Source organism: Sphingomonas sp., from assembly GCF_036388435.1.
Taxonomy (GTDB): domain Bacteria; phylum Pseudomonadota; class Alphaproteobacteria; order Sphingomonadales; family Sphingomonadaceae; genus Sphingomonas.
Genome location: NZ_DASVRV010000044.1, coordinates 40363 through 63381 on the forward strand (window position 1 = coordinate 40363; position 23019 = coordinate 63381).

A 23019-nucleotide genomic window follows, 5' to 3' on the forward strand; every position below is an offset into this window, starting at 1 on the left:
GCGGGTCCATTTGTGCCTTGCTCGTCCATTCGCCCCGCCATAGGCCCGGCCCGGGTCACGCGACAAGGGAGGCGGCGGATGGTCGAACAGCTCAGCGAGGCGGAACGCGCCGAGGCGCTCGATGCGCTACCCGATTGGGATTACCAGGACGAACGCGACGCGATCACGCGGCGGATCGTGTTCGGGGACTTCGCCGAGGCGTTCGGCTTCATGGCGCGGGTCGCGATCCTGGCCGAGAAGGCGGATCATCATCCCGAATGGTCCAACGTCTACAATCGCGTCGACATCCTGCTCACCACGCACGACGCGGGCGGGCTGTCGCACCGCGACGTGGAGCTGGCGACCGCGATCGACGCCATGCTGGGCGACTAGCCGGAAGGCTCGCCCAGCCCGCGCCGCATCATCCGGCGCAGGCGCCCGGGCATCCAGCGCGCCGCGAACATCAGCCGGTGCGCGGTACGCCCGACCGGGGTCAGTACCCGGCCGCCATGAACCGCCTTCCACGCCGCCTGCGCGACCATGTCGGCGGAGCTCAGCTCCAGTCCGGCGTCCACCACCGTCTCGCGGATCGACCGGTTCGATCCGCCGGCCATGCCGTCGAGCAGCGGCGTGTCGATGAACCCCGGCACCAGCGCGCGCGCCTTGATCCCGTCCGCATGCCATTCGCCATCCAGCGCCTCGGTCAGCGCGCGCACCGCGAACTTGGTCGCGGAATAGGTGGCGAGCCCCGCCGTCCCGTAGATCGCCGACGCCGACGCGGTGTTGAGCAGGCACGAACCCGGCGTCCGCTTCAGAAAAGGGTGCCCGATCCGCGCCCCGTTGACGACGCCGCCGAAATTGACCGCGATCGTCAGGTCGATCCCGTCCCATTCGGCTTCGGACAGCGGCCCGCCATGCGGCACGCCCGCATTGTTGAACAAAACGTCGAGCCGGCCGCCGCTTGCCGCCGTGAACGCGTCGAGTGCCTCCGCCCAGGCCGCTCGGTCGCGCACGTCGAGCCGGTGCGTCGTCGTGCGATCGGCCGGGAAGGTCGCCGCCACGGCCGTCAGCGCGGTTTCGTTGACGTCGCTCAAACCGACGCGCCACCCGCGCGCGGAGAAGACCCGTGCGGTCGCAAGGCCGATCCCCGACGCCGCGCCCGTGATGAAGATCGCCTTTTCGCCGGCCATGTCGAGGATGCCCCCACTTGGTGCGCCTCCCCGGCGGCGACCGAGGATTTCAAGCGCATCGCCTTTTGCGATCGGAATATCTGCCCTGCAACCCACGCCGCGGCGAAGCCGCGTCGTCGATCAGGAGTCAGGCTCCTGTCGGCCGGGCTTGGGGGCGAGTTCTGCCGCGCGGCAGGCCGCGCTGCGCCTAAAAGAACAGCTTCCGCACCGACAGCCGCACCGCCCGGCCGAGTGGATCGAGCAGGCTCGGCTGGAAGTTGACGGGCGTCACTCCCGTGCCGTCGAGCACCCGCTGGCGATCGCCCAACAGATTGTCGATCGACACCGCGACCCGCATGCCCCGCATCCAGGGATGTGCGCGCACCCAGTCGGGCCGCTGCCCCAAATCGGCGAACAGCCGCAGATTGGCGGTGGCGAGCCCGCCGAAACGCAACCGCGCGGGCGCCGCCGCCGTGCCGCCATCGACCTCGGTCCCCGACCGCCAATTGACCGATAGCCGTGCGCCCAGGCCGTTATTGGTATAGCCGCCCTGCGCCTCGATCTCGTGGCGCGGCTGCCCGCCCGTCCCGCCGATCGCATCGCCGCGCAACAGGTCGAGCCGCGGTCCGTCCGCCGCCACCAGTATGCGGTCGGTCAGATGCCAGGTGTGATAGATCGCCGCCTGCAACCGCCCGCCGCCCTGGCCTCGGCCGCCCCCGCCGAATCCGCCGCGCCCGCCACCGCCGCCAGCTCTCCCGGTGCCGTCGGGGCCGTTGCCGCCTCGAGCACGCTCGCCTCCTGTTCCGCCCTCGGCCCGGCGCTCGCGTCTGCCCGGCCGTTCCATTCCCGCAAACGGATTCGGCCCGGTTCCCGCGCGAAACGCCTCCAATTCGCGCTGGACGCGCGACTTGAGCGGCTTGGAGAAGTTCACCCCCCAGCGCAGCTCCGAGCGATCAGACCGTGCGAAGTTGATCGGCCGCGCGTCGAGCCCGATCAACCGCCCGTCCGCGTCGCGCGCGAAACGCTGCGGAAAGGCGCTCGCGATCGCGGCGGTCGCGGCAGGGAAGCCGACCACCGGATCGTCGGTCCGCACCCGGTTGTAATCGGCCTGGAGTGTCAGTTCCTTGTCCGACCAGGGCTTTAGGTTGAGCCCGAGCCGCACCGCGCGGCGGTCGTTCGCGACCAGCGCGGCGTTGCCGCCCGTGACCGTCTCGACCGCCACCGTCTCGCCCCGCAGATAGTCGAACACGCGCACATTGGGCGTCGTGATCACCGGATTGCCGAGTTGCTGCGCGCTGGGTGCGTTCTGGTCCTCCGCGACCGACGCGATCAGCCGCACCCCCTCCAGCGGCGACCAGTTGGCGCCGTAGCCGAACCGCGTCAGCGTGCCGAAGTCGGACAGCTGATCGACCGCCAGATTGCCGTTGACCGATAATTGCCCTAGCCAGGGAAGCACATCGCGGCTTCGGCTGGCGATCGGCAGGTCGATATTGGCCTGCGCGTCGGCGATGTCGCGCGACACCTCGCCGCGGCGCGTCACGCCCAGCCGTTCCGTGCGGCTGGCGAAGTCGCTGAACGATCCGCCGACCCGCACACTCGCCGACACGGCCCCGGCCGGCAGCGAAAAAGCGGTGCCGTTGAACAACAGGTCCGCGCTGCCCCGGCCCGATTCGGAAAAGGCTCGATTCGGCGTCGATCCGTCGACATCGGTGATCGTCTCGCCATCCGCATGGTCGTAGGCGCCGGTCAAGGTCCACCGCCAGTCGCCCAGATCGCCGTTGACTGTCGTCGCGAGCCGTCCCGTGACGTCGCGGCTGCGCTGGCGCAGCGCGCCACCGTCCAGCCCGCGCCCGAACAGCGCCTCGTTCTCACTCACCTCGCCCTGCCCGCTGACCGTCACCGCGACGCCCGCGACCTCGCGCGCATAGACCGCGTTGGGGGCGAGGGTCCGGTTCTCGGGCAACAGCGTCCGCAACGGGTCGCCCGCGCCGTCGCCCGTACGGCTCACCACGTCGCGTTCGTCCTCGGTCAGCGCCGAGCTCGTGCGCGCGTCGAGATGAAGATTGAGGCGGCCTTGGCCGCGCAGCGACAGGAAGTCCGCCGATCCTTGCGCGATGTTGCGCCCGCCCTCGGTCGCGATGCGATCGGCCAGTTCGGCGGTGACGCTGCGGAAACGGCGGCGGAGCACGAAATTGACGACACGCTGATCGGCGCGATAGCCATATTTCAGCGCCACTTCCTCCGGCAGGATGTCGACGCGCAGGATCGCCTCGGTCGGCAGGTCGCGCACTTCGGCGAAGCCCGAGATGCGGCGCCCGTTGAGCAGCACCACCGGCGGCCCGCCGCGCCCACTGCGCGTCTGCGGGCCGAGTTCGGCGAGCAATTCGCTGACGGTGCCGACACCGAAGGAGCGGATATCGGCGGGGCGTAGCTGCTGGGTCGGCGCAATGTCGCCGGCCACCGATCCGGGCTCGCGCCGGCCGGTGACGACCACCTCTTCGACCTCCGCGTCCTCTTCGGCGTCGCCCGGCGCGTCGGGGGCGGCCGGTGGTGGGGCCTGTTGCGCCAGGATCGGCGCGGTCGTCATCAGCAGGACCAAGGTCAGCAAGCGCTTCATGGGAACCAAATCATCCGGAACAGGGGGCGCGTCGCTAAAGGGGCACCCCCGGTGAACGCAAGGTGAGCGCCGCGTCGGCGTCGGCGTCCGTAAGCGCGAATCGAGCATCCACGCTCGAATGTCGTTTGCGCGAGGGATCGACGGCGTTACGTCGCGGCCCATGGTGACCGATGATATCCGCGCCGCCGCCCTCGACTCCAAGGCCTGGCCTTATGAGGAGGCGCGCAAGCTCCTGAAGCGCTGGCCCGACGGCAAGCCGAACGGCGAGGCCCTGCTGTTCGAGACCGGCTATGGTCCGTCGGGGCTGCCGCATATCGGCACCTTCACCGAAGTGCTCCGCACGACCATGGTCCGCCACGCCTATGGCGCGCTGTCGGATCGGCCGACGCGGCTGATCGCCTTTTCCGACGACATGGACGGGCTGCGCAAGGTGCCCGACAATGTCCCGAACGGCGACATGCTGCGCGCGCATCTCGGCCGGCCACTGAGCCGCATCCCCGATCCGTTCGGGACGCATGACAGCTTCGCCGCGCACAATAATGCTCGGTTGCGCGAGTTTCTCGACCGTTACGGCTTCGACTATGAGTTCGTATCGGCAGCCGACCATTACGCGTCGGGCCGGTTCGACGACGCGCTGCGCCTGGTGCTCCGCCACTTCGACGCGATCCAGGAGGTGATGCTGCCGACGCTGCGCGCGGAGCGCCGCGCCACCTATTCCCCCGTGCTGCCGATCAGCCCGCGCACGGGCATCGTGCTCCAGGTGCCGATCGAGGTCGTCGATGCACAGGCCGGCACGATCGCGTTCGACGATGACGGCACCCGTGTCGTCCAGTCGGCGCTGGGCGGGCTCGCCAAGCTGCAGTGGAAGGTCGACTGGGCGATGCGCTGGGTCGCGCTGGGCGTCGATTACGAGATGGCGGGCAAGGACCTGATCGACTCGGTGGTCCAGTCGTCGAAGATCGCGCGCGTCCTGGGCGGCCGCCCGCCCGAGGGCTTCAACTACGAGATGTTCCTCGACGAACGCGGCGAGAAGATCTCCAAGTCCAAGGGCAACGGCCTGTCGATCGACGAATGGCTGCGCTACGGTCCCGAGGAAAGCCTGGCCTTTTATCTCTACCGCGAGCCGAAAAAGGCCAAGCAGCTCCATCTCGGTCTGATCCCGCGCGCGATCGACGATTACTGGCAGTTCCGCGCCGCCTATGAGGGCCAGTCGATCAAGGAACGGCTCGGCAATCCGGTCCATCATATCCATGGTGGCCCGCCGCCCGCAGGCACATTGCCGGTGACGTTCGGGCTGCTCCTCAACCTGGTCGGCGTCATGGGCGACGCGACGCCCGCGCAGGTCTGGGGCTACCTCGCCAATTACGTTCCCGACGCGACGCCCGCGCTCCATCCCGAGCTCGACCGGCTGATCGGCTTCGCGCTGGCCTATGCGCGCGACTTCGTCGTCCCCACCCTCCGGCGCCGTGCGCCCGATGTCCGGGAGGCGGAGGCGCTACGCCGTCTTGACGCCGAACTCGCCCGGCTCGGACCGGAGGCGGACGCCGAGACGATCCAGAACGCCGTCTACGAGATCGGCAAGGCCGGCGGGTTCGAGAATCTCCGCGACTGGTTCAAGGCGCTGTACGAGACGCTGCTCGGCTCGTCCCAAGGGCCGCGCATGGGGAGCTTCATCGCGCTCTACGGCGTGCAAAATAGCCGCGCGCTGATCGGCCAAGCGCTAGCGCGGACATGACCGGCTCTCGTCCGCTGTCCGCCCTGCGGCGCTTCCTCGCCACCGAGGCAGCGGGCGGGATCGTGCTGATCGCGGCGGCGCTGGCGGCGATGCTGCTCGCCAATTCGAGCGGCGCCGGACTGTACGAGCACTGGCGTCACGCGGCGATCGGCCCCGTGCTCGCCCCCCCCATCGGCCCGATGACGGTCGAATTGTGGATCAACGACGGGTTGATGGCCCTATTCTTCCTGCTCGTCGGGCTGGAGATCAAGCGCGAGCTTGTCGACGGCCAGCTCTCCGATCCGGCGGCGCGGCGGCTGCCGGTGATCGCCGCGGCGTGCGGGATGGCGGTGCCGGCGCTCGTCTTTCTCCTGGTCGTCGGGCGCGAGCCGGGGCTGGCGCGCGGCTGGGCGATCCCGGCGGCGACCGATATCGCTTTCGCCATCGGCATCATGGCGCTGCTCGGGCCGCGCGTGCCCGCCGCGCTCAAGCTGTTCCTGACCACGGTGGCGATCGTCGACGACATGGGCGCGGTCGCGATCATCGCGCTGGCCTATAGCCATGGGCTGAGCCTGCCCGCGCTGGCCGGGGCGGCGGGGGTGCTGGCGGCGATGTGGGCGATGGGGCGAGGGGGGGTGCGCGCGCCGGCCCTGTTCCTGCTCGGCTTTGCGCTGCTCTGGGTGCTGGTGCTGCGATCGGGCATCCACGCCACCATCGCCGGGGTGTTGGCGGCGGCGGTGATCCCCGTCACCCCCTCCCCTGCCGCACCCGACGATCCGAACTCCACCCTCCACCGCATCGAACATGCGCTGGCGCCGTGGGTGGCGTTCGCGATCGTGCCGCTGTTCGGATTCGCCAATGCCGGGGTGGCGATCGGCGGGCTGGAGGGGCTTGGCCGGACGCTGGTCGTCGCGGTCGCGCTGGGCCTGTTCCTCGGCAAGCAGGTCGGCATTCTGGGCGGGGTCGCGGTCGCGCACCGGGCGGGATTGGCGAGCCTGCCGGGCGGGGTGAGCTGGGCGCAGCTATATGGCGCGGCACTGCTCGCCGGGGTCGGTTTCACGATGAGCCTGTTTATCGGCGGGCTCGCCTTTCCGGGGCACCCCGAATTGATCGACCAGGTCAAATTGGGGGTGCTCGCCGGATCGATCCTGTCGGCGGTGGCGGGGTTCGCGGTGCTGCGCTTCGCCGGACGGGCGGATTGATGCGCATCTTCCATGACGAGCGCCAGCGGCGCCACGCTCCCGCGCTTGAACTGCACAATGGCGGGTTCACCGCCTATGCCGAGACCCCGGCGCGCGCCGAAGCGATGCTTGCCGTGCTGGGCGCGACCGAGACGCCCCCCGACCGGGGCGACGCCGCGGTCCGGGCGGTCCACGACGCCAATTATCTCGACTTCCTCCAGCGCGCGCCCGAACTGTGGCGCGCGGCCGGGCGGCCGGGCGAGGCGATCCCCTATGCCTTTCCGGTCGTGGGGCGCCGCCCGCTCGATCTCAAGCGCATCGACGCGCTGATGGGGCGGTATAGTTTCGACGCGACGACACCGATCACCGCCGACGCCTATAGCTCCAGCTATTGGAGCGCCCAGTCCGCGCTCGCCGCGACGCAGGCGGTGCTCGGTGGCGAGCGCGTCGCGTTCGCCCTATGCCGTCCGCCCGGTCATCATGCCGGGGCCGATTATTGCGGCGGCTATTGCCACATCAACGCCGCGGCGGTGACGACGCAGGCGCTGGTCGACGCCGGGCGAAGCCGGGTCGCGGTGCTCGACATCGACTATAACCACGGCAATGGAACGCAGGACATCTTCCTGACGCGCGGCGACGTGTTCTACGCGTCGGTCCATGCCGATCCGGCGACCGACTATCCCTTCTTCTGGGGCCATGCCGACGAGGTCGGCGAGGGTGAGGGTCGGGACACGACGCTCAACCTGCCGCTGCCGCACGGGACGGCGATGGATGCGTTCCGGCGAGCGCAGGCAACCGCGCTGGACGCGATCGCGCGCTTCGCCCCCGACGCGCTGGTGGTGAGCTTCGGTGCCGATACCTGGATCGGCGATCCGATCTCGCAGTTCGCGCTGGAGACCCCCGACTACGCGCTGCTCGCCCGCGACATCGCCGGCTGCGCCTGGCCGACGGCGATTGTGATGGAAGGCGGCTATGCGGTCGACGCCCTGGGCCACAATGTCGCGAGTTTCCTGAGCGGTTTCTAGGGCCGGCTGAGCGGATCGACCCCATCGATCGGCGGCAGGCCGCGCGAGGCCGCCGCGACCCGCTCGACCGCCTCCATCACGCGCAGGATGTTGCCGCTCGCCAGCTTACCCAGATCGGCGTCGCTCCAGCCGCGCCGGGCGAGTTCCGCGAGCAGCAGCGGATAGCCGTCGACGCCCTTCAGTCCCTCGGGTCCGGTGCCGCCGATGCCGTCATAGTCGCCGCCCAGCCCGACGGCGCCGCGGCCCGCCACCCGCGCGACATGCTCCACATGATCGGCGACGGTCGCCACCGTCACGCGCGGCTCAGCATGACCCGCATCCCAAGCGGCGAGCGGGCCGGGCGCCCGCGTCCCGTACAGGTCCGCCGGCACCCCCAGCCGTGCCGCCTCCGCCGTGCGCGCGGCGTCCCAGGCCCGCCACGCGTCCGACAGGAAGGCGGGGTAGAAATTGACCATCACCACCCCGCCGCCGGCGCCGACCGAGCGGAGCAGATCGTCGGGGATATTGCGCGGGGCGCCGGCCAGCGCTCGCGCGCTCGAATGCGAGGCGATGACGGGCGCGCGCGCGACGCCCAACACCGCGCGTAGCGTGGCGTCGGAGACGTGCGAGATGTCGACGATCATGCCGATCCGGTTCATCTCCGCCACGACCTGCCGCCCGAAGCCGGACAAGCCGCCAGAGATCGGCGTGTCTGTCGAACTATCCGCCCAGGCCAGGCTGCGGCCATGGGTGAGCGTCATATACCCGACCCCGAGCGCGCGGTACTGGCGCAGGACCGACAGCCGCCCGTCGATCTGGTGCCCGCCCTCGACCCCGATCAGCGATGCGACGCGCCCGCTCCGCGCGATCCGGCGGACATCGGCGGCGGTCGTCGCGAGTTCCAGCGCGTTCGCATTGGCCGCGACGAAGCGGCGGACGACGTCGATCTGCTCCAGCGTCATCTCGACCGCGCGCGGGCCGGTGACGCCGTTCGGGATCCACACCGACCAGAATTGCCCGCCGACGCCGCCCTTTCTCAGCCGGGGCAGGTCGGTCTGGAGCGGGTGGGCGAGCCGGCTCGTGTCGCGCGACAGATCGACCGCGTCCCGGCCGCCATGCTTGTCGGCGAGTTCCCAGGCGAGGTCGTTATGCCCGTCGACGACCGGGTGCCGCGCGAGCAGGCGATCGATCCGCGCGGCGAGGCGCGGGTCGGGCGGGGTCACGGGCGCGGCCTGGAGGGCGAGAAGCAGGGCGGCGATCATCGGCTATGGTCCTGATCATTTGGCGGCATCAACGAGCCCCCCTCCGTCCGCGCGAGCAGGTCGAGGAGGTCGGCCTTCCAGAAACGCGCCCATGTGTGCGTGCCATGGCCGCGCGTGTCGGCGCTCTCCGGCACGAGGCGGAAGCGCGCGTCCTTCATGCGCGCGACCGCGCGCGCCGGGTGGTCGAGCTGGCGCGGGTTGATGAAGTCGTCGGCCGAGTTGATCCAGGTGAGCGGCGCGGTGATGCGGTCGAGCCCCGGCCAGGGATCATAGGTGCGCGAGGAGTCGACCTGGTAGATCAGATCGTTGGCGTCGATCCCTGCCATTGATCGCGCGACGCGCTCCTGTGCATGGGCCGCCGCCGCGTCGCGCCGGGGGAATTCGCGCTGGAGGTGGAGCGGCGCGCCACCCGCCACGAAGAGCAGCGACGCGGCGGTGCGCACGCCGGCGGTCGGCTGGGCGGCATAGTCGCCGTTCTTCCAGGCGGGATCAGCCTTGATCCCGTCGATCGCGAGCTGGCGCCACATGCGGTTCAGGCCGGCGATCTCGATCGGCAGGCACCCCATCGGCATCAGCGCGCGCGCGAAATCGGGATAGGCCTGTCCCCAGATCAGCCCGTGCATGCACCCCATCGAGGTGCCCATGATGAGCCGCATCTCGCGGATGCCGAGCCCGTCCGCCAGCAGCCGGTGCTGCGCGTCGACCATGTCGGCATAATCGTAGCGCGGGAAGCGCATTCGCAACCCGTCCGACGGCTTGGACGACTCGCCGTGCCCGATATTGTCGGGAAGAATGATCCAGTAGCGCCGGATGTCGAGTGGCTGGCCGGGCCCGTAGAGCTGGTCGGCGAATTGCGGCTGCAGGAATTGCCGCCCGGTGCCGCCGGTGCCGTGGAGCACCATGACGGCATTGTCGATCTCGCCCCGCGCATTCCGGTGCGGCTGCCCCAGGCTGGTGTAATGAAGGCGCAGCACGGGCAAAGTCTCGCCGGAGCGGAAGCGGAAGTCGCGGATGACGTGATCGCCCTCGCGTGTCGCCCAGCGCGTGGCGGTCGCGGCGGGCGCGGTGCTGGCGTTGGCGGGCGGGGTCTGGGCGGGCGACGCGACCTGGGCGGCGAGCAGGGCGAGGAGGGCGAACATGGGCGCGAGGGTGGCGGGTCGCGGTGGCGTTGGCAATCCGACCTACGCCGCTGCTACGGTCAATTCGTCTCCAGATGCCTCATCCAATCTCGCGCGGCGTGCAAGACGTGGATCACGGACGGCGTCTCTCCCTCGACGAGATAGACGATCAGCAAATTCGGGAAACCGGGAACCGTCCACTTTCGCAGCCCGGTGAGTTCGGCCTGGGCGGCGAGGCGAACCTCCAGCCGGAGGCGGATCAAAGGCGCGCGCGCCGCTTGGCGAATCCCGTCCATCGATTAGGGCTTCCATGGCGCGCTCGGGCTTTCCAGTCCTTCGAGCATGAGCGCTTCCAGCTTATCCTGCGCCCAGTTCTTCGCGGCGGCGTGGACCAGTGCGGTCACGACTTGCTCGGCGTCGGCGTACCTGCCGGCGGCGACCCGTTCGTCGACGAACGCCTCTTGCCCGGGCGACAGGGGGATGGTGACGTGCTTCATAATGAGAACACCGCATCGCACCGGTTCCGCCGCAAGCGCGAGCATTCGCGGCCGAAGCACGGAGGAAGCTAGACGCCTAGCCATTCCAGGGGAGCGGGAAGGGTCATCGCCGAAAAATCGGCTTGGAGCACCCGGCGGCGTACGTGGCCGACCGACGCGGCGGATGCGTGCAGGATCGGCGTGGCGTAGCTCCACACGTCCCCGCGCTCGGCCAGGCAGGAGATCGTTCCGCACCGATCGACGGTAGCGGCGATGCCGGACGCCGGTATGCGGCCGAGGCGATGCGAGCCGGGTGCGATCAGCAGCGGCCCGTTATCGGTCGGTACGGGGTCCAGATGGATGCGGAGAGTCACCATCGACTCGATCACCGCGAACTGCGGCTCGACGTGCTGGATGCCCGCCTTGACCGACCAAGGTCCATAGCCGGGAACGTCACCGCGCTCGCGGACGGCGATCGTACGGTCTTGATGCCAGCCCAATGCCCAGTTCGCGCCGGGTGCCTTGTCGAACAGGACGGCACGGATCGGGCGAGCTCCAGGCCCGAGCCGGGCGACGGCGATACGGCCGATCGCGCTCTCGGGCGCGAGCAAAGGTTCCAAGCCTTCTACACCATAAAGGCGGACGCCCGCACGGTCGCCTGGACAACCGGCGAGGATAGCCTCGATATTTTCAAGAACGCGAAGGGCGGCACGATCATGTCGTGCCGCCCCATGCTCGTCGAACGACAGGGCCGCCCCGTCCATCGCGCCTCAGAGCTTCTCGGTCAATTCCGGCACCACCTTGAACAGATCGCCCACCAGCCCGATGTCCGCAACCTGAAAGATCGGCGCGTCGCCGTCCTTGTTGATGGCGATGATGACCTTGGAGTCCTTCATGCCCGCCAGATGCTGGATCGCGCCCGAGATGCCGACCGCGACGTAGATTTCGGGAGCGACGATCTTGCCCGTCTGGCCGACCTGGTAATCATTGGGCGCGTAGCCCGCGTCGACCGCCGCGCGGCTGGCGCCGACGCCCGCGCCGAGCTTGTCGGCGAGCGGGTCGATCAGCGCGTGGAACTGTTCGCCCGAGCCGAGCGCGCGGCCGCCCGAGACGATGATCTTGGCGCTGGTCAGCTCGGGGCGCGCATTGGCCGCGATCTCGGAACCCTCAAAGGTGGACAGGCCCTTGTCGCCGGTGGTCGACACGGCCTCGACGACGCCCGATCCGCCCTGGGGCTCGGCCTTGTCGAACGCGGTGCCGCGTACCGTCAGGACGAGCTTGGCATCGCTGGTCCGGACGGTGGCGATCGCGTTGCCGGCATAGATGGCGCGGGTGAAGGTGTCCGGGCCCTCGACCGACAGGATGTCGCTGACCTGCATCACGTCGAGCAGGGCGGCGACACGCGGCGCGATGTTCTTGCCGGTGGTGGTGGCGGGACAGACGAACGCGTCGTGATGCCCCATCAGCTCGACCACGAGCGGCGCGACATTCTCCGCCAGCGCATGGGCATAGGCCGCGTCGTCGGCGAGGTGGACCTTGCCCACGCCCGCGATCCTCGCGGCGGCTTCGGCGACGGCGCCCACGCCTTCGCCCGCCACCAGCAGATGGACCTCGCCCAATTTGCCCGCGGCGGTGACCGCAGCCAGCGTGGCGTCCTTGACGGACGTGCCGTCATGCTCGACCCAGACCAACGTCTTCATGACTTGGAGATCCCCATCGCGGCCAGTTTCGTGACCAGTTCGTCGACATCGGCGACCTTGATGCCCGCCTGCCGCTTGCCCGGCTCGACGACCTTCAAGGTGGTGATACGCGGCGCGACGTCAATGCCGTAATCGGCGGGCGTCTTCTGCGCCATCGGCTTGGATTTCGCCTTCATGATGTTGGGCAAGGAGGCGTAGCGCGGTTCGTTGAGGCGCAGGTCGGTGGTGACGATCGCGGGGAGCTTGAGCGCGTCGGTCTCCAGCCCGCCATCGATCTCGCGCGTGACGGTCGCGGTGTCGCCCGCGATCTCGACCTTGGAGGCGAAGGTGCCCTGCGCCCAGCCGAGCAGCCCGGCGAGCATCTGGCCCGTCTGGTTGTTGTCGTCGTCGATCGCCTGCTTGCCCAGGATGACGAGACCGGGCGCTTCCTCCTCGACGATCTTGGCGAGGATCTTGGCGACGGCGAGCGGCTCGACGCGGCTGTCGCTGGTTACCAGGATGGCACGGTCGCAGCCCATGGCGAGCGCGGTACGCAGTGTTTCCTGCGACTTGGCTTCGCCGATCGACACGACGACGATCTCTGTGACGGCGCCCTTCTCCTTGAGGCGGATCGCCTCCTCGACGGCGATCTCGTCGAAGGGGTTCATGCTCATCTTGACGTTGGCCAGGTCGACGCCTGACCCATCGGCCTTGATCCGGGGCTTCACGTTATAGTCGAGCACGCGCTTGACGGGGACGAGTACCTTCATATCAATCACTTCCCAGAATGATGATCATGAACTAAAACAAGAGACAACTAGACTGCACAAAAGCACTATGACAAAAATCCACCAAACTACAGCCAAACTAGAGCTAGCGACATTTCCTAATCCATTTACGACCTGCACGCCTGAAGATATCGAATATCCACAAGCTGGACATCTTGATGCCGAAGAACTCACCTTCTGGCTACATTCTGGACATCTTAGAAGCATTACCGTATGTCAGCAATCTGAGGAAGTGGAGCAAGCCGCATCGTATTCCTTCATGCGCCTATCAACCTCGTCCTTCCCTTCCTGAGGAAGGGACTCGTATCGATCCTTCTGCTCAGAACTAACATCAGAACTCTCACTCGTATTACTGATGTAGTCTGATGTTGATACGGTGCCACCCGCATCAAGCCGGTTCATCAAACGATCCGTTTCGTCGGAAAACTCGGTCCGCTCTGTGGAGCTAGATTGCTGTCGACCCTCGCCGCCGCTGCAACTTGCGAGGCTGAAAACTGCGGCCAAAAGGATCAATAACCTTCCCACGTACTGCTCCTAAATATAAAGTCTTTAAGCAGCCGCCTTGACCTCGGCGACGATCTTGCGGGCGGCGTCGCCCAAATCGTTGGCGGGGACGATCGCCAGGCCGCTGTTCGCCAGGATCGCCTTGCCCTGCTCGACATTGGTGCCTTCCAGCCGGACGACAAGGGGGACCTGGAGGTTCACCTCCTTCGCCGCCGCGACGATGCCGTCGGCAATGATGTCGCACTTCATAATGCCGCCGAAGATGTTGACGAGGATGCCCTTCACGTTCGGATCCGCGAGGATAATCTTGAACGCGGCCGTCACCTTTTCCTTGTTGGCACCGCCGCCGACATCGAGGAAGTTGGCCGGGAACATGCCGTTCAGCTTGATGATGTCCATCGTCGCCATCGCCAGCCCGGCGCCGTTGACCATGCAGCCGATATCGCCGTCGAGCTTGATATAGGCGAGGTCGTATTTCGACGCCTCGAGCTCGGCGGGGTCCTCCTCGGTCTCGTCGCGGAGCTCCAGAAGATCCTTGTGGCGGAACATGGCGTTGCCGTCGAAGGCGACCTTGGCGTCGAGGACCATCAGCTTTGCCCCAGAACCGTCATCTTCGGTGACGGCGAGCGGGTTGATCTCGATCTGCTCGGCGTCGGTGCCGACAAACGTGTCGTACAGCTTGGACGCGACGTTGGTCGCCTGCTTGGCAAGATCGCCCGTCAATTCGAGCGCGGCGGCGACGGCGCGGCCGTGGTGAGGCATGAAGCCGGTCGCGGTGTCGATGTCGATCGAGTGGATCTTCTCCGGCGTGTCGTGCGCCACCGTCTCGATGTCCATCCCGCCCTCGGTCGAGGCGACCATCGACACGCGGCCCGTGGCGCGGTTGACGAGCAAGGCGAGGTAGAATTCCTTGGCGATGTCGACGCCGTCGGTGACGTAGAGGCGATTGACCTGCTTGCCCGCGTCGCCCGTCTGGATCGTCACCAGCGTGTTGCCGAGCATGTCCTGCGCCGCCGCGCGGACCTCGTCGGCGCTGCGCGCGAGTCGCACGCCGCCCTTGGCGTCGGGGCCGAGCTCGACGAACTTGCCCTTGCCGCGCCCACCCGCATGGATCTGCGCCTTGACGACGTAGAGGGGTCCGGGGAGCTTGCCGGCGGCGGCGACCGCCTCGTCGACGCTCATCGCGGCATGGCCGGCGGGAACGGGGACGCCGAACTTGGCCAGCAGTTCCTTGGCCTGGTATTCATGGATATTCATGGAGTGGGTGTCCGTTTTCGAAGACCGGGGATGGCCGCGCTAAAGCACAGCGGCCCGTGGAGGTCCAGAGCGGGAGAGATCGGGCCGCGTTAGCCGAATCGTAACCATTGTTCGGGCATAAACCGGTGCATGACGCAGCCCGCCCTCCATCCCGAGTTCGACCTTCCCGGCGACGAGCATCGCCGCGCGCTACGCAAGGCGGTCAAGATGCGCGCGCATCTGCGCGACCGGGGGCAGACGCGCTTCGAAATCGACGTAGTCGACCTGTCGGCCTCGGGCTTCCGCGCGGAGACGAGCTTCACGCTCTGGCCGGGCACGGTGGTGTGGCTGACGCTGCCTGGGCTGGCGGCGCTGGAAGCGGTGGTCGCCTGGCGCGACAAGTTCAAATATGGGTGCGCCTTCGCGAAGCCGCTGCATCCGGCGGTGCTGGATCATATCGTTGCACTGAGCCAGCGCTAGGCTCGGCCGGCCTGGCTTCAGCTAGTACCAACGACGCGGCTTAGCTGCGGTGACCCTATGATCGGTAATTAAGGCGGGGCCGGCGGCAAAGCCGCCGTCGAATGGGTTCGCGCCGGTCGGCGCGACCCGCCGTCCGACCGGTCGCGTGAGCAGTCTTAATCAAAGAGGCTGCTCACGCTCGTTTCGTCCGCGATCCGCTTGATCGCCTCCGCCAGCAGCGGCGCGATCGGCAGGTGGCGGATGCGCGCGGTCGGGGCGATCGACTCGTGATTGCCGATCGAATCGGTGATGACCAGTTCGCTGAGCGCCGATCCCTCGACCCGCGCCACCGCGCCACCCGACAGCACCCCGTGGGTGACATAGGCGACGACTTCCTCCGCCCCCGCCTGGCGCAACGCCGCGGCCGCGTTGCACAAGGTCCCGGCCGAATCGACGATATCGTCGACCAGGATACAGAACCGCCCCTCCACTTCGCCGATGATGTTCATCACCTCCGACTCGCCGGCACGCTCGCGCCGTTTGTCGACGATGGCCAGGGGGGCATTGTCGAGCCGCTTGGCGAGCACGCGCGCTCGCACCACGCCGCCGACATCGGGCGACACCACCATCAGGTTACGGCCCCGAAACCGCGCCTGGATATCCGCCGACATGACGGGCGCGGCGTAGAGATTGTCGGTGGGAATGTCGAAGAAGCCCTGGATCTGCCCGGCATGGAGATCGACCGACAGCACCCGGTCGGCACCCGCGACGGTGATGAGGTTGGCGACGAGCTTGGCCGAGATCGGCGTGCGCGGCCCGGGCTTCCGGTCCTGGCGCGCATAGCCCAGATAGGGAACGACCGCCGTGATCCGCCGCGCCGACGCGCGCTTCAGCGCGTCGATGATGATCAGCAGCTCCATAAGGTTGTCGTTGGCGGGATAGCCGGTCGACTGGATCACGAACACGTCCTCGCCCCGGACGTTCTCCCCGATCTCGACGAAGATCTCCTCGTCGGCGAAGCGCCGGACCAGCGCGTCGGCGAGCGGCTGTTCCAGATAGCGCGCGATCGCACCGGCGAGCGGCAAGTTCGAATTGCCGGTGATGAGTTTCATGGGAACGGCCCTCCCCGGCCCTGTCGACGCAGCCCCGTCGACATGGCGTTGGTCGACCGGGCGGGGCTTAGTCGCGCGGGGGTTTGCCCCGCAACCCCCGACGCCTAAACGACCGCGATGACCGTAACCACCCGCTTCGCTCCCTCCCCGACCGGCCGGCTGCATGTCGGCAACATCCGTACCGCGCTCCACAACCGGATGTGGGCGCGGCGCAACGGAGGGCGGTTCGTGCTGCGGATCGACGACACCGATGCCGAGCGGAGCGAGGAACGCTTCGTCGACGCGATCCGGCGCGATCTCGACTGGCTGGAACTGACTCCCGACGGCGAGGAGCGGCAATCGGCGCGGTTCGCGCTCTATGCGGCTCGGTTCGACCGGCTCGTCGCGGCGGGCCGGGTCTATCCCGCCTATGAAACCGCGCAGGAACTCGACCTGAAGCGCAAGATCCAGGCCGGGCGCGGGCTGCCCCCGGTCTATGACCGCGCGGCGCTGCGGTTGAGCGATGCCGAGCGCGCCGCGCTGGAGGCGGACGGCGTGCGCCCGCATTGGCGCTTCAAGCTCGACCATGACGCCGCGATCGAGTGGGACGACCTGATCCGCGGGCCTCAGCGCTTCGATCCGGCGACGATGAGCGACCCGGTGGTACGCCGCGCCGACGGGTCGTGGCTGTACATGCTGCCCTCGGCGGTCGACGACATCGACATGGGCATCAGCCATGTGGTGCGGGGCGAGGACCATGTGTCGAACACCGCGCTCCAGCTCCAGATGTTCGCCGCGATGGGCGCCGCGCCGCCCGCCTTCGCGCATGGCGCGCTGCTGACCGGGGCGGAGGGCAAATTATCGAAGCGGCTGGGGTCGGTGGGCGTCGACCATTTCCGCGAACAGGGCATCGAGCCCGAGGCGGTGCGCGCGCTGCTGGCGCGGCTGGGGACGAGCGACCCGGTCGAGCCGATCCTCGACCCCGAACCGCTGATCGCCGGCTTCGACTTCTCGCGCTTCGGACGCGCGCCCGCGCGCTTCGACGAGGCGGAGCTGGCCGGGGTCAATGCCCGCATCGTCCATCAATTACCCTTCGACCGGGTGCGGGATCGCCTGCCTGCGGGCATGGGCGAGGCCGAGTGGCTGGCGGTGCGGCCCAACCTGCACCGGGTGGCCGACGCGGCCGACTGGTGGGCGGTGATCGAGGGCCCCGTCGCCAACGCCGCCGCCGGGGAAGATCGCGGCTATCTGGCCGACGCCGCGCGGGTGGCGGGCACCATCGACTGGGCGGGCGACCCCTGGCCCGCGCTGACCGGTGCGCTCAAGGTGGAGACGGGGCGCAAGGGGCGCGCGCTGTTCCTGCCGCTCCGCCTCGCGCTCACCGGTCGCGGGGACGGGCCGGACATGGCCACGCTACTGCCGCTGATCGGGCGCGAGCGGACGATAGCGAGGCTGTCGGCGTGACGCTCGACCGGTTCGTAGAAGCGCAGGCGGGCATGTACGACCGCGCGCTCGGTGAGCTGCGCGCGGGGCGCAAGGCGAGCCATTGGATGTGGTTCGTGTTTCCGCAGATCGCGGGGCTCGGGCGGAGCGAGACGGCGCGCTTCTACGCGCTGGCGGACCTGACTGAGGCGCGCGCCTATTTGACGCATCCGGTGCTCGGACCTCGGTTGGTCGAGGCGACCCGCGCGGTAATCGCAGCACCCGGATCGGCGGCGTCGATCCTGGGCGCCGTCGATGCTGTCAAGCTGCGCTCGTCGATGACGCTGTTCGAGGCGGCTGCCACGCAGCCTGGTGGGTTCGAGGCGACGGCCGGAGACCCGGCGCCGTTCCGGGCCGCGCTCGACCGCTTCTTCGGCGGCGCGCGCGACCCGGCGACGCTCGGGCGCTTCTAGCGGGTCACGCCATCTCGGCGTCGGCGTTGACCTTGCGCTCGGCGAGCGCGGTGAGCTTCTCGTCGGTGGCCTTTTCCTCGGCCAGCGTCTGGGCGAGGAGTTCGACTTCGTTCTCGCGGCCGAGTTGGGTCGCCCAGGCGATCAGCGTGCCGTAGCGGGTGATCTCGTAATGCTCGACCGCCTGGGCGGCGGCGATGAGCGCGGCGTCGAGCACCTGTTTGTCGGAGATCTCGCCGGCGGTCTCGTTGGCTTCCTTGATGATGCCGTCGATCGCGGGGCAGGTCACCGCCTTGGGGCTCAGGCCGTGCATCTCGAACACGCGCTTGAGCCGCTCGATCTGCGCCTCGGTCTCGGTCAGGTGCGTCTCGAAGCTGGCTTTCAGGTCGGGGCTGGTGGCCTTGGCGATCATCTTGGGCAGCGCCTTGGTGATCTGGTTCTCGGCATAATAGACGTCCTGCAGTTGGTGGACGTAGAGGTCGTCGAGCGTCGCGATGTCCTTGGTGAACAGGCCCATGATGCGTTCCTTTGTTGGGAGCGGGTCGAATCCGCCCGTGCACCCATCCCAACGATCGGGGAGGTCGCGAGTTTCGCGCCGGGGGCGGAGCGCTATTTGGCGGTGACGACCAGCTCGGTCGGGCGGCTCGCGGCCCCGCCGGGCGTGGGGGCGGGAGCGGCGGCGTCCGCCACCAGCGCGACGCGGGCGGGGGCGATGCCGGCGGTGGCGAGCGCGGCGGCGACGGCCCCGGCGCGGCGGCGGGCGAGATCGGGGGCGATGTTCCGCGCATCGGGATGGCCGACGATGCCGATCCGCGCCTTGGGATAGGCGCGCAGGAGGCGGGCTAGCACGTCGATCGTCGGGCGATCGGCGGTGGGGATGACCGCCGAGCCGGGGGCGAAGTCGAGCCGCTCGAACGCGAAGCGCCGCCCCGCCGGGTCGCGGCCCGCGAGATGGCGCTGGAGCTGATGGGTCAGCGTGCCCGGCTCCAGCGACAGGACCGCGCCGTCGGGAAGCGCGACCCGCTCGACGATCGGGATGGCGGGCACGCCGCCGTCTTCGAGCTTGGCGGGCGGAACGAGCTCACGACCTTTCGTCGCGACGCAGCCGCGGAACAGCGCGAACAGGAGCAGGAGCAGGAGCGCCCCGGCGGCATAGGCCCGGTAGTGGGCGCGCGGCGTCGGCGGGCGCGCGGTTTCGGGACGGTCGGTCATGCATCTTCTCCAGGGCCGCCCAGGATCGCGACGTCGACCGCCCTAGTCGAGCTTGCGGATGGTTTCGTCCAGCCGCGCGACGGTGACGCCGAACTTGCGCACGGTGAGCAGGTTGGCGGCGGAGCGGCCGTCGGGGGCGAGCGTCAGCCATTGCTCCGTCGCGACCCCGCCCTTTATGGTGAAGGCGAGGCGCAGGCGGTTCCCGCTCACCTCCCCGGCGACCGGCCCCACCGCGTCGGACAGCGTGCCCGCATAGGTGGCGGGACCGGTGCGGCGAATGCGCCATCGGCGGCGGGTCGCGGGCCTGCCGTCCTGCGCGACGATCTGGTCGAGGACGAGGGTGCCGTCGGGTTCCACCCGCCCCGATCCCTGGACGCGGACGCCGCGCGCGGCGCGCAGGACGATCTTGAGCCGGGCGATCCCCTCCGTCCGGCCGGCGAAGAAGGTCAGCGGGTCGAACACCGGGCCGGGCGCGGCGGCGGGAACGGCCGGGGCGCAGGCGGCGGGAATGACGGCGAGGAAGGGGAGGATACGCATGGTTTCGATCGCTCAACGCCGGACCCAACCGAAAAGTCGCGGGCGATGCCGCTCCCCGCGGGATCATGCTATGGTGCGGATGCCTTAACGGCATTGGGAGTTTTGGGTGATGGAACGACGCGGCGACGAGACCCATCTGAACGAGGACGAGGCGAGCGGCGGGAGCAAGGGCCACGGGGTACGCTATGTGCTGCTGATCGGGCTCCTGCTGGCGATCCTGGCCATGAGCGCGGTCTGGATCGTGCCCGCGCTGGCGGGCTGAGCCGGGAACCGGACCGCCGGCCCGGGGATTGAAGAGGTCGGCGGGCGCGGCGCACCGATCGCGCCCGCAACCTAAAGGGGACAATTACATGAAGATCGCGATGAAGGCCGCCGGTATCGCCGCGGCATTGGCGCTGGGCGCGTGCGGCGGGGGTGCCGACGACCAGGCCGCCGACAATATCGAGGCGATGACCGAGAACCGCGCCGACGCGCTCGAGGACCAGGCCGACATGACCGGCAACGAGCAGGCCGAGGACGCGCTGGAGGACCGCGCCGAGAATGTCCGCGACATGGGCGAGGACAAGGCCGAACAGGCCGACGACAATGACGACGCCAATGTCGAGAACCAGGTCGCCAACGCGATGTGATCCGGCCACCCGGCCGGGCCGATGCCCGGCCGGGTGGTTCGTCGGCGTGCTTTCCGCCGGCGGAAGTTCACTGGAAGTTCAGGCGGAATCGTGGTCGTCGTCGGGATCGTCGAAATCGATGCGGACGCCGTCGCGCTCCATCGCCGCCTCGATCCGGTCCACGCGGACCCGGCGACTATAGCGGTTCCGACGCGCGCGCAAGCGGACGGCCGGGGGTTGGTCCGGCACCGTTTGCAGCTTCCACGGCTCGCGATCGGCGCCCGGGGTGGCGTCCAGCATAGCGGCGGTCTCGCGCGCGACCCAGACCCGGTGTTCGAGCTGGTCGGGCGGCATCAGCAGGTGCGGCGCGGCCGGCGCCGCCGGTGCCAAGGCGGCGACCGCGTCCGCGACGGGCGGCGCGGCCAGCGGCGGCGCCTTGTCCGCCCGGCGCTCATCCTTGTGGGCGTGGCGAAAGCGGTCGGCGTGATAGGCGCGCAGCAGGAACATCGCCATACGGGTGTTGTAGCGGCGCGTGGCCCCCGTCCGCACACCGTCCTGGTCGAAGATCGGCACCTCCTCGCCCAATATCGCCTGTTCGAAGGCGACATCGAGCACCCGGTCGGCGGCGCGCGCGAGCACGGCGGACCAGGCGCGGGCGAAGCGCTCGCCGCCGGGCGCGTTGCGCAGGTTGTAGGCGGAGCGGACCGATAGCCCGACCTCCCTCGCACGCCGCGTCCACCACCCCCGTACGGCCGAGCGCCTCGATAAAGCGCTGCTGCGCCTCGGGCGTCCACCCGTCCCTGCGCGGACGGCGCGGGACGGGGCGCCATTCGAATTCGGTCGGATCGAAGCCGTTGGCGTCGAGCGCGGCCGGGAGGGTCGCGGGGGCGTCCTCCGCCTGGACGGCGGGGAGGGGGTGGGCGGGTTTCGCGTGGCTCATGGCGGAAGGTGGATCAGGGATCGGGCGTGTAGGACAGAGCTGAGGCGACCGTGTTGGAGAGATGCGCGGCCGGGTGTGGCGCGGGGGCATCCATCAGAGGGCGTGTTCGATCAGGTCCCGGAGTTCGGCGCTGCCGGGCCGGGCGTCCGACACTTGGCGTCGGGCCGGCGGTCGATGATCCTGATCGGCTGTGCCGGCCCGTGCAGCGTCGCCCGGAACGCCCCAATGAGTCGAAGCCGCAAGAAGTCGCTCTTCATGGCATATACCACGGCTCGGAGCGACCAGCCCTGGAAAGCCAAGGCGGCCCGCACGTTCCGCCACGCGGCGGACCGGGAGCTTCGCGCCGACCCGGCCGGCGACACCCTGCCCGTGAAGCGCTGGGCGCTGGTGAACCCGTGGGACGCGCCCAAGGACGGCAAGCAGCGGATCACGGGCGGAGGTTGGAGGGTGCTGCGGAAGTGAGGTGGATATGAGCCACTTTATACGGATGTGAGAAGTGGCGGCGTCACTTTTCACGAAACGGCATTTTCGTTGAAAGTGGAACCCTCGATCCGTAGGTTGTCGGCATGGCGCAGTTGCATCTTTCGCTTCCCGAAGACCTCAGCAATTGGGCGGAGTCGCGTGCGGCGCAGGGCGGATATGCCGATCCGGCCGACTATGTGCGCGATATCGTGCGGCGCGATCGGGACCGTGAGGAGAAGCTGGCGCGGTTGCAGGCGGCGATCGATGAAGGCCGTCAATCGGGCGTGGGCGACCGTGACCCGTTCGCGTATCTGGCCGAGCTGCGCGCCGGATTGCGCCGCTCGAGCGGGAGCGCGGATGCGGCTTGAGCTCAGCCGCCGGGTGCAGACCGGCATCGACGACACACGTGACTGGTTGCGGCAGACGGGAACGAGCTGAGGAATGCGAGCGCGAAGACACCAATATAAGGTCGGATCGTGAGCAACCTATCCCGCTTCTAACGCGGATTGCTGATCTTCGTGAGTGCCTGTACGCTCCTCAGATTCGACGGAACCCGATATGAATATCAAACACATCAAGCTGAAAAACTGGCGCAACTTTCAGACTGTTGATGTTCCACTAGCTGATACGACCTATGTCCTTGGCGCTAATGCTTCAGGTAAATCAAATTTTCTTGATGTATTTCGCTTTTTACGTGATGTTTCCAAGCGGGAGGGAGGTGGCTTGCAGAAAGCCGTTCTAGATCGCGGTGGAATGTCGAAGCTGCGCTGCTTACACGCACGCCGATCACAGATTAGTGTTGAGGTTGATCTTGTCAGCCCTAAAAGCACGCGTTGGCGGTATGTATTAGAGTTTAAGTCTGAAGGTACAGGCGCACAGCGCATTTTGGTATCTAAAGAAGAGGTATATAGAGACGATCTGTTAGTAGTTACGAGACCCAGTGAAGACGACAAGCGCGATCCAACCCGCTTAACGCAAACACATCTCGAGCAGATTCAGGCGAATGAGGGTTTTCGGGAATTAGCTGGGTTTTTTTCAGAAGCTACTTACCTTCATCTTGTTCCTCAACTGTTGAAGCATGGTCAGCAAAT

At 68.3% G+C, this 23019-nt stretch carries 28 protein-coding genes; 12 read left to right on the forward strand and 16 right to left on the reverse strand.

The window, feature by feature from the left end; translation table 11 throughout:
• The first annotated feature begins 12 nt into the window (after positions 1-12).
• Entirely contained in the window at positions 13-372 is a 360-nt protein-coding gene (locus VF592_RS09415) for a 4a-hydroxytetrahydrobiopterin dehydratase (protein ID WP_331005366.1), read from the forward strand.
• On the opposite strand, the gene VF592_RS09420 is transcribed toward VF592_RS09415, so the two are convergent.
• Both VF592_RS09420 and VF592_RS09425 read right to left on the reverse strand, forming a co-directional pair.
• Positions 369-1169, reverse strand: a complete 801-nt coding sequence (locus VF592_RS09420) for an SDR family oxidoreductase (protein ID WP_331005367.1) — start codon at positions 1167-1169, stop codon at positions 369-371. The genes VF592_RS09415 and VF592_RS09420 overlap by 4 nt on opposite strands.
• A gap of 187 nt (positions 1170-1356) precedes the next feature.
• Entirely contained in the window at positions 1357-3765 is a 2409-nt protein-coding gene (locus tag VF592_RS09425; RefSeq protein ID WP_331005368.1) for a TonB-dependent receptor, read from the reverse strand.
• A gap of 160 nt (positions 3766-3925) precedes the next feature.
• Between VF592_RS09425 and VF592_RS09430 the strand changes: the two genes are divergently transcribed.
• Genes VF592_RS09430 through VF592_RS09440 form a run of 3 tightly spaced genes read left to right on the forward strand, consistent with a single transcriptional unit; the run spans position 3926 to position 7685 of the window.
• Entirely contained in the window at positions 3926-5500 is a 1575-nt protein-coding gene (locus VF592_RS09430; RefSeq protein ID WP_331005369.1) for a lysine--tRNA ligase, read from the forward strand.
• Positions 5497-6681 (forward strand): Na+/H+ antiporter NhaA, encoded by a 1185-nt coding sequence (nhaA, locus tag VF592_RS09435; protein ID WP_331005370.1) that lies wholly within the window; start codon positions 5497-5499, stop codon positions 6679-6681. Before VF592_RS09430 ends, nhaA begins: the two co-directional genes overlap by 4 nt.
• Positions 6681-7685 (forward strand): histone deacetylase family protein, encoded by a 1005-nt coding sequence (locus VF592_RS09440; RefSeq protein ID WP_331005371.1) that lies wholly within the window; start codon positions 6681-6683, stop codon positions 7683-7685. The genes nhaA and VF592_RS09440 overlap by 1 nt, the downstream gene beginning before the upstream one ends.
• Here the strand turns inward: VF592_RS09440 and VF592_RS09445 are convergent.
• The 9 genes from VF592_RS09445 to sucC all read right to left on the reverse strand — a co-directional run bounded on the left by VF592_RS09445 (position 7682) and on the right by sucC (position 14748).
• On the reverse strand, positions 7682-8926 hold the full coding sequence (locus VF592_RS09445) for a dipeptidase (protein WP_331005372.1): 1245 nt from the start codon (positions 8924-8926) through the stop codon (positions 7682-7684). The genes VF592_RS09440 and VF592_RS09445 overlap by 4 nt on opposite strands.
• Positions 8923-10065, reverse strand: a complete 1143-nt coding sequence (locus tag VF592_RS09450; RefSeq protein WP_331005373.1) for an alpha/beta fold hydrolase — start codon at positions 10063-10065, stop codon at positions 8923-8925. Before VF592_RS09450 ends, VF592_RS09445 begins: the two co-directional genes overlap by 4 nt.
• 59 nt (positions 10066-10124) lie before the next feature.
• The gene (locus VF592_RS09455) at positions 10125-10340 is read right to left on the reverse strand and encodes a hypothetical protein (RefSeq protein ID WP_331005374.1); all 216 of its coding nucleotides are present in this window, start codon (positions 10338-10340) and stop codon (positions 10125-10127) included.
• 3 nt (positions 10341-10343) lie between these two features.
• Positions 10344-10541 (reverse strand): hypothetical protein, encoded by a 198-nt coding sequence (locus VF592_RS09460; RefSeq protein ID WP_331005375.1) that lies wholly within the window; start codon positions 10539-10541, stop codon positions 10344-10346.
• A 68-nt stretch (positions 10542-10609) separates the two neighbouring features.
• Positions 10610-11140, reverse strand: coding sequence for a phytanoyl-CoA dioxygenase family protein (locus VF592_RS09465; protein ID WP_331005376.1), 531 nt, complete (start codon positions 11138-11140; stop codon positions 10610-10612).
• A 150-nt stretch (positions 11141-11290) separates the two neighbouring features.
• Positions 11291-12220, reverse strand: a complete 930-nt coding sequence (locus VF592_RS09470) for an electron transfer flavoprotein subunit alpha/FixB family protein (protein WP_331005377.1) — start codon at positions 12218-12220, stop codon at positions 11291-11293.
• Complete coding sequence (locus tag VF592_RS09475) at positions 12217-12969, reverse strand: electron transfer flavoprotein subunit beta/FixA family protein (protein WP_331005378.1); 753 nt, start codon at positions 12967-12969, stop codon at positions 12217-12219. Before VF592_RS09475 ends, VF592_RS09470 begins: the two co-directional genes overlap by 4 nt.
• Positions 12970-12993: 24 nt before the next feature.
• Complete coding sequence (locus VF592_RS14310) at positions 12994-13194, reverse strand: zinc ribbon domain-containing protein (RefSeq protein ID WP_414714196.1); 201 nt, start codon at positions 13192-13194, stop codon at positions 12994-12996.
• Between the two features lie 342 nt (positions 13195-13536).
• Complete coding sequence (sucC, locus tag VF592_RS09480) at positions 13537-14748, reverse strand: ADP-forming succinate--CoA ligase subunit beta (RefSeq protein ID WP_331005379.1); 1212 nt, start codon at positions 14746-14748, stop codon at positions 13537-13539.
• A gap of 129 nt (positions 14749-14877) precedes the next feature.
• Here sucC and VF592_RS09485 point away from each other — a divergent pair, with 129 nt between their 5' ends.
• Positions 14878-15207 (forward strand): PilZ domain-containing protein, encoded by a 330-nt coding sequence (locus tag VF592_RS09485; protein WP_331005380.1) that lies wholly within the window; start codon positions 14878-14880, stop codon positions 15205-15207.
• A 155-nt stretch (positions 15208-15362) separates the two neighbouring features.
• Here the strand turns inward: VF592_RS09485 and VF592_RS09490 are convergent, their stop codons facing one another.
• A complete protein-coding gene (locus VF592_RS09490) occupies positions 15363-16298 on the reverse strand; it encodes a ribose-phosphate pyrophosphokinase (RefSeq protein WP_331005381.1) in 936 nt (311 codons plus the stop codon).
• A 117-nt stretch (positions 16299-16415) separates the two neighbouring features.
• Between VF592_RS09490 and VF592_RS09495 the strand changes: the two genes are divergently transcribed.
• Positions 16416-17741 (forward strand): glutamate--tRNA ligase, encoded by a 1326-nt coding sequence (locus VF592_RS09495; protein ID WP_331005382.1) that lies wholly within the window; start codon positions 16416-16418, stop codon positions 17739-17741.
• A complete protein-coding gene (locus tag VF592_RS09500; RefSeq protein WP_331005383.1) occupies positions 17738-18172 on the forward strand; it encodes a DUF1810 domain-containing protein in 435 nt (144 codons plus the stop codon). The genes VF592_RS09495 and VF592_RS09500 overlap by 4 nt, the downstream gene beginning before the upstream one ends.
• Before the next feature lie 4 nt (positions 18173-18176).
• Here the strand turns inward: VF592_RS09500 and VF592_RS09505 are convergent, their stop codons facing one another.
• The 3 genes from VF592_RS09505 to VF592_RS09515 all read right to left on the reverse strand — a co-directional run bounded on the left by VF592_RS09505 (position 18177) and on the right by VF592_RS09515 (position 19918).
• Positions 18177-18686, reverse strand: coding sequence for a ferritin-like domain-containing protein (locus tag VF592_RS09505; protein WP_331005384.1), 510 nt, complete (start codon positions 18684-18686; stop codon positions 18177-18179).
• Positions 18687-18778: 92 nt separating this feature from the next.
• Positions 18779-19381, reverse strand: a complete 603-nt coding sequence (locus tag VF592_RS09510; RefSeq protein ID WP_331005385.1) for an OmpA family protein — start codon at positions 19379-19381, stop codon at positions 18779-18781.
• A 42-nt stretch (positions 19382-19423) separates the two neighbouring features.
• Positions 19424-19918, reverse strand: a complete 495-nt coding sequence (locus VF592_RS09515; protein ID WP_331005386.1) for a DUF3833 family protein — start codon at positions 19916-19918, stop codon at positions 19424-19426.
• Positions 19919-20027: 109 nt separating this feature from the next.
• Between VF592_RS09515 and VF592_RS09520 the strand changes: the two genes are divergently transcribed.
• Positions 20028-20180, forward strand: a complete 153-nt coding sequence (locus VF592_RS09520) for a hypothetical protein (protein WP_331005387.1) — start codon at positions 20028-20030, stop codon at positions 20178-20180.
• An 88-nt stretch (positions 20181-20268) separates the two neighbouring features.
• Positions 20269-20547, forward strand: coding sequence for a hypothetical protein (locus tag VF592_RS09525; RefSeq protein WP_331005388.1), 279 nt, complete (start codon positions 20269-20271; stop codon positions 20545-20547).
• A 78-nt stretch (positions 20548-20625) separates the two neighbouring features.
• Here the strand turns inward: VF592_RS09525 and VF592_RS09530 are convergent, their stop codons facing one another.
• Positions 20626-21165 carry a hypothetical protein gene (locus tag VF592_RS09530; protein ID WP_331005389.1) on the reverse strand — a complete coding sequence of 180 codons (540 nt, stop codon included), beginning with the start codon at positions 21163-21165 and terminating at the stop codon, positions 20626-20628.
• Positions 21166-21721: 556 nt separating this feature from the next.
• Here VF592_RS09530 and VF592_RS09535 point away from each other — a divergent pair.
• The 3 genes from VF592_RS09535 to VF592_RS09545 form a co-directional block, all read left to right on the forward strand.
• Positions 21722-21928, forward strand: coding sequence for a hypothetical protein (locus VF592_RS09535; protein WP_331005390.1), 207 nt, complete (start codon positions 21722-21724; stop codon positions 21926-21928).
• Between the two features lie 104 nt (positions 21929-22032).
• Positions 22033-22296: a ribbon-helix-helix domain-containing protein gene (locus VF592_RS09540; protein ID WP_331005391.1), complete on the forward strand. Its 264-nt coding sequence runs from the start codon at positions 22033-22035 to the stop codon at positions 22294-22296.
• A gap of 190 nt (positions 22297-22486) precedes the next feature.
• A partial coding sequence (locus VF592_RS09545; protein WP_331005392.1) for an AAA family ATPase occupies positions 22487-23019 on the forward strand: 533 nt, incomplete at its 3' end.